Source organism: Streptomyces sp. SolWspMP-5a-2, from assembly GCF_900091845.1.
Lineage (GTDB): Bacteria > Actinomycetota > Actinomycetes > Streptomycetales > Streptomycetaceae > Streptomyces > Streptomyces doudnae.
In genome coordinates this window covers 1-4,739 of record NZ_FMCI01000027.1, presented here as the reverse complement: position 1 = coordinate 4,739, position 4,739 = coordinate 1, and the positions used below count along the sequence as shown (strand labels likewise).

Here is a 4,739-nt window from a genome sequence, read left to right as displayed (position 1 = left end):
CCCTCGGACCGCCCGCCCGCGCCCGCATCCGATCACGCCCGCCGACCGGAAGGGTCTTGCGGAGGGACCGTCGCGCCCGTTAAAGGTATGTCATTACACCTTTGAGGGAGGCGCGGTGACCCGACGGCCGCTGATCGGCGTGAGCACGTATCTGGAGTCCGGCGCGCGCTGGGGCATCTGGGAGCTGGACGCGGCCCTGCTGCCGGCCGGCTATCCCCGGCTGGTGCAGCGGGCCGGGGGACTCGCCGCGATGCTGCCGCCCGACGCGCCCGAGCACGCGGCCGCGGCCGTGGCCCGCCTCGACGGGCTGGTGATCGCGGGCGGACCGGACGTCGAACCCGCCCGCTACGGCGCCGAGCGCCACCCCCGCACCGGCCCGCCCGCCCTCGCCAGGGACGCCTGGGAACTCGCCCTCATCGACGCCGCCCTCGCCGCCAGGCTCCCCCTGCTGGGCATCTGCCGGGGCATGCAGCTGCTGAACGTCGCCCTCGGCGGCACCCTCGTCCAGCACATCGACGGGCACGCGCGGGTGCCGGGCGCCTTCGGACGGCACCCGGTGCGCCCGGTGCCCGGCACCCGGTACGCGCGGGCCGTGCCCGAGGAGACGGCCGTGCCGACCTACCACCACCAGGCCGTCGACCGCCTCGGCACCGGCCTGTCCCCCTCCGCGCACGCCGAGGACGGCACCGTCGAGGCGATCGAGCTCCCGCCGTCGGCCGGCTGGGTCGTCGGCGTCCAGTGGCACCCGGAGATGGGCGACGACCTGCGGGTGATGCGGGCCCTGGTGGCGGCGGCGGGCTGACCGGCCCCGCTCACCCCCGGGTCAGCGACAGCAGCTCCCGCGCCGGACCCACCGGACGGTGCCCCGTCGGCCAGACCGCGCGCAGGTCCCTGGCCAGCCGCACGCCCTCGACCGGGACCCGCACCAGACGCCGCATCGCCAGTTCCTCGCCGACCGCGAGTTCGCTCAGGACGGCGGGGCCCGCGCCGCTGACCGCCGCCGCCTTCACCGCCGTCGTCGAGGACAGCTCGATCAGCGGGCGGGCCAGACCGCCGAGCGCCGCGTCCAGGACCTGCCGGGTGCCGGAGCCCTCCTCACGCAGGATCAGCGGCGTCGCGGCCAGCTCCGCCGCCTCCAGCGGCCGGGTGCGGCGCGCCCAGGGGTGCCCCGGCGCGGTGACGACGATCAGACGGTCGTGGGCGATGACCGCCGAGTCCAGGCCGGGCGGGACGCTCACGCCCTCCACGAAGCCGAGGTCGGCCTGGTCGGCCAGGAGCCGCTCGGCCACCACCGTCGAGTTGCCCGCGTGCAGCGAGACCGCCGTGCCGGGCCGCTGGGCGCGCAGCGCGAGCAGCCACCCCGGCAGCAGGTACTCGGCGATGGTCATGCTCGCCGTCACCCGCAGCCGGGAGTCCCGCCGGTCCCGCAGCGCCTGCGCCCCCGCGTCGAACGCCTCGGCCGCCTCGACGATCCGCCGGGCCCAGTCCGTCACCAGGGCCCCGGCGTCGGTCAGCCGCGACCCGCGCGGCGAACGGTCGACGAGGGCCACGCCCAACTGCCGTTCCATGGACCGCACCCGGCTGCTCGCGGCGGGCTGCGTGATGCCCAGCTCCCGGGCCGCCGCCCCCAGACTGCCCAGCCGCGCCACGGCCAGCAGCAGTTCCAGCGCGCCCAGGTCCGGCACCCGGCGCGCGAGCGCACCACCGGACGGAACGCGCCCCTCCTTCTCTGTCATAAACTCAGCTTATGCCGTCATAGGACGGCGCTCCCTGGTCCCCGCGCCCCGGCGGCGGGACGGTGGAGCCATGGTCACCGTCGCCCCCGCCCTCCCCCGTGCCACCGCACACCCCCCGCGGCTCGCCGCGGTCCGTCACCTCGGACCGAACTGGTACGCCTCCGTCATGGGCACCGCCATCGTCGCCGGAGCGGGCGCCACCCTCCCCGCCCCCTTCTCCGCGCCACCCGCCCTGCGCACCGCCTGCACGGCCGTCTGGGCCCTGTCCGCGCTGCTGCTCGCCGCCCTGCTGGTGGCCCGCGCCCTGCACTGGACCCACCACCGCGACCAGGCGCGCGCCCACCTCCTCGACCCCGCGACGGCGCCCTTCTACGGCTGCCTCGCCATGGCCCTGCTCGCGGTCGGCGGCGGCGCGCTCACCGTCGGCCAGGACTGGATCGGCGTCCGCGCCGCCGTCGCCCTGGACGCCGTGCTGTTCACCGCGGGCACCGTCGTCGGACTCGCCGCCGCCGTCGCCGTCCCGTACCTGATGGCCGTGCGGCACCGGATCGAGCCCGGGTCGGCGACGCCGGTGTGGCTGCTGCCGCTGGTGGCGCCCATGGTGTCGGCGGCCGCGGGGCCCGCGCTGGTGCCGCACCTGCCCGCCGGAGAGCCCCGGGAGACGCTGCTGCTGGCCTGCTTCGGCATGTTCGGGCTCAGCCTGCTCGCCGTGCTGGTCATGCTGCCTGTGGTGTTCGCGCGGCTGCTCACCGGCGGCCCGCTGCCGCTCGCCCTGACCCCGACCCTCTTCCTGGTCCTCGGCCCGCTCGGCCAGTCCACCACCGCCGTCGGCCGGTTCGCCGACGTCGCGCCCGGCGTCGTCGCCCCCGCCTACAGCGACGGGTTCGCCGTGCTGGCGGTCCTGTACGGCGTGCCCGTCATGGGGTTCGCGCTGCTGTGGCTCGCGCTGGCCTGCGCCCACGTGGTGCGGGCCCGGCGCGCGGGCATGCGGTTCGCGATGACCTGGTGGGCGTTCACCTTCCCCGTCGGCACCTGTGTCACCGGCGCCGCCTCCCTCGCCGTCCGCACCGGCCTGACCTGCTACGCGTGGCTCGCCGTCGCCCTGTACGCCGGGCTCGTCGCCGCCTGGGCCGTCGCCGCCGCGCAGACCGCCCGCGGCCTGCTCAGCGGCGCGCTGCTCGCAGCGCCTCGCCCAGCACCCGCGGCGCCTCCAGCAGCGACGGCCCGTACCACGTGAGGTGCCGCCCGCCGACGAACGCGCAGGGCAGCCCCCCGAACGCCTCGGGGCCGTCGTCGGGCGTGAAGCGGTACGGCTCGTCGGGCAGCACGACCAGGTCGGGCGCCGCCGCCACCAGCTCCGCCACCGGCACCCGGGGGTAGCGGTCGGCGGCGTCCGCCCACAGGTGGTCCACCCCGAGGCGGGCCAGCACGTCACCGGCGAAGGTGTCCCGGCCGAGGACCATCCAGGGCCGCCGCCACACCGGCACCACCGCGGTACGGCGCCGAGCGGGAGCGGGCAGCCCGGCCCACACCCGCTCGGCCTCCACCAGCCAGGACGGCCGGGCCTTCGCGCCGCACGCCGTGAGGGTCCTGGCGAGTTCCGGGAAGGCCCCGGCCACGCTCCGCACCTCGGTGACCAGCACCTCGACCCCGGCGGCGCGCAGGGCCACGAGGTCGGGGGCGCGGTTCTCCTCCTCGTTGGCGACCACCAGGTCGGGCGCGAGCGCGACGATCCGCTCCAGCGCCGGGTTCTTGGTGCCGCCGACCCGCTCCACGCCGAGCCCGGCCGGGTGCGTGCACCAGTCGGTGGCCCCGACCAGCGCGCCCGGCACCGAGACGGCCACCGCCTCGGTCAGCGACGGGACCAGGGACACCACCCGGGGCGGCACTACCGCTTCCGGTCCCCGACCGCCTCGATGTGCTCCGAGACGGCGACGACGACCACCCGGGTGTCCGAGACCGTCGCCCGCCACCGGTGCCGCACACCGCCGGTCAGGTACAGGGTGTCGCCCCGGCCGAGCCGGTAGGCGCGGCCCTCCGCCTCGACCTCCACGGCGCCGTCCGCGACGTACATCAACTGGTCGTTGCGGTACTGGAATTCACGGCCCGCGTCATGGTCGCCGGTGAACTCCGAGGCGTGCATCTGGTGATGGCCCCGCACCAGTGAACGCGCCCTGGGCGCGGCCGGTTCGACGGCCTCGGCCCGCACCACGTCCACGCTGCACGCCGGATCGGCCGCGGCGAGCAGCTCCACGGCGGTGGTGCGCAGCGCGTCGGCGACCTTCTCCAGGGAGGTCTGGCTCGGGCGCGCGCGGTCGTTCTCGATCTGGCTGAGGAACGGCACCGACAGGCCGCTGCGCTCCGCCACGACGGCGAGGGTGAGCTGAAGCGACCGGCGCCGCCGCCGCACGGCCGCGCCCACTCGCAGCGGCTGGTCCTTGTGATCGCCCATGGCTCCGGCTCCCTCCTTCACCCGTCGGTCCGTACGGCACGCGCCCCGACCGGTGCGCGGAACTCCTGTTGAGTTCTCTGCACCTTACGCAGGTTCGGCAAACTGTTTCACGCGGGCGTCACATACCCGTAAACACGGTGTGCCGTCAATTCGCCACCTCCCGCCCGTGGAGGGGTTCCGGGCACTCGCCGGGCTCCGCTCCTTCCTCCGGGACGAACCCCCTGACCAGAAGGGTCGCCCGCCCTTTTCGGGCCGGTTCAGGACGTTACCGGGTGGCGGGCGGGGGCGCGACGGGATCCGGGGATGCGCGCGACCCGTCCCCCGGCCCGGCGGGAGCCGGTATTGCGGCCCGGACGGCGCGGGTTCCCGGAGCCGTCGCGCCGACCCGGTCCCCGGCGTGGAGCGGACTCCGGCCCTTCACCTCAATGCGCGGGCGGTCCCCTCTGTTCCCCCGCGCACCGTCCGTCCCTGCCGTCCCGGCACGGCGGTGATCAGGCACGGCGTGCCGGGCGCGGGGACCGGCGCGGGCGGCGCCCAATCGCCGTGGCCCG

5 protein-coding genes are annotated in these 4,739 nt (G+C 76.5%); 2 read left to right on the top strand and 3 right to left on the bottom strand.

Going from position 1 to position 4,739, the window contains the following annotated elements; all coding sequences use genetic code 11:
- The first annotated feature begins 115 nt into the window (after positions 1-115).
- The gene (locus GA0115242_RS01540) at positions 116-802 is read left to right on the top strand and encodes a gamma-glutamyl-gamma-aminobutyrate hydrolase family protein (protein ID WP_093823663.1); all 687 of its coding nucleotides are present in this window, start codon (positions 116-118) and stop codon (positions 800-802) included.
- 10 nt (positions 803-812) lie between these two features.
- On the opposite strand, the gene GA0115242_RS01535 is transcribed toward GA0115242_RS01540, so the two are convergent.
- Positions 813-1,736 (bottom strand): LysR family transcriptional regulator, encoded by a 924-nt coding sequence (locus tag GA0115242_RS01535; RefSeq protein ID WP_093823661.1) that lies wholly within the window; start codon positions 1,734-1,736, stop codon positions 813-815.
- 70 nt (positions 1,737-1,806) lie between these two features.
- Between GA0115242_RS01535 and GA0115242_RS01530 the strand changes: the two genes are divergently transcribed.
- Complete coding sequence (locus GA0115242_RS01530; protein ID WP_093823659.1) at positions 1,807-2,973, top strand: TDT family transporter; 1,167 nt, start codon at positions 1,807-1,809, stop codon at positions 2,971-2,973.
- Here GA0115242_RS01530 and GA0115242_RS01525 read toward each other — a convergent pair.
- Together GA0115242_RS01525 and GA0115242_RS01520 are read right to left on the bottom strand one after the other, a co-directional pair.
- A complete protein-coding gene (locus GA0115242_RS01525; protein ID WP_256089344.1) occupies positions 2,900-3,613 on the bottom strand; it encodes a helical backbone metal receptor in 714 nt (237 codons plus the stop codon). The two genes, GA0115242_RS01530 and GA0115242_RS01525, sit on opposite strands and share 74 nt — an antisense overlap.
- Positions 3,614-3,624: 11 nt before the next feature.
- Positions 3,625-4,188: a helix-turn-helix domain-containing protein gene (locus GA0115242_RS01520; protein ID WP_093823655.1), complete on the bottom strand. Its 564-nt coding sequence runs from the start codon at positions 4,186-4,188 to the stop codon at positions 3,625-3,627.
- Positions 4,189-4,739: the final 551 nt, after the last annotated feature.

What these genes read in the sequence shown, in the direction of transcription:
- GA0115242_RS01535 (WP_093823661.1), bottom strand. Translation starts at nt 1,736, where the DNA reads ATGACAGAGAAGGAGGGGCGCGTTCCGTCCGGTGGTGCGCTCGCGCGC.
- GA0115242_RS01530 (WP_093823659.1), top strand. Translation starts at nt 1,807, where the DNA reads ATGGTCACCGTCGCCCCCGCCCTCCCCCGTGCCACCGCACACCCCCCG.
- GA0115242_RS01520 (WP_093823655.1), bottom strand. Translation starts at nt 4,188, where the DNA reads ATGGGCGATCACAAGGACCAGCCGCTGCGAGTGGGCGCGGCCGTGCGG.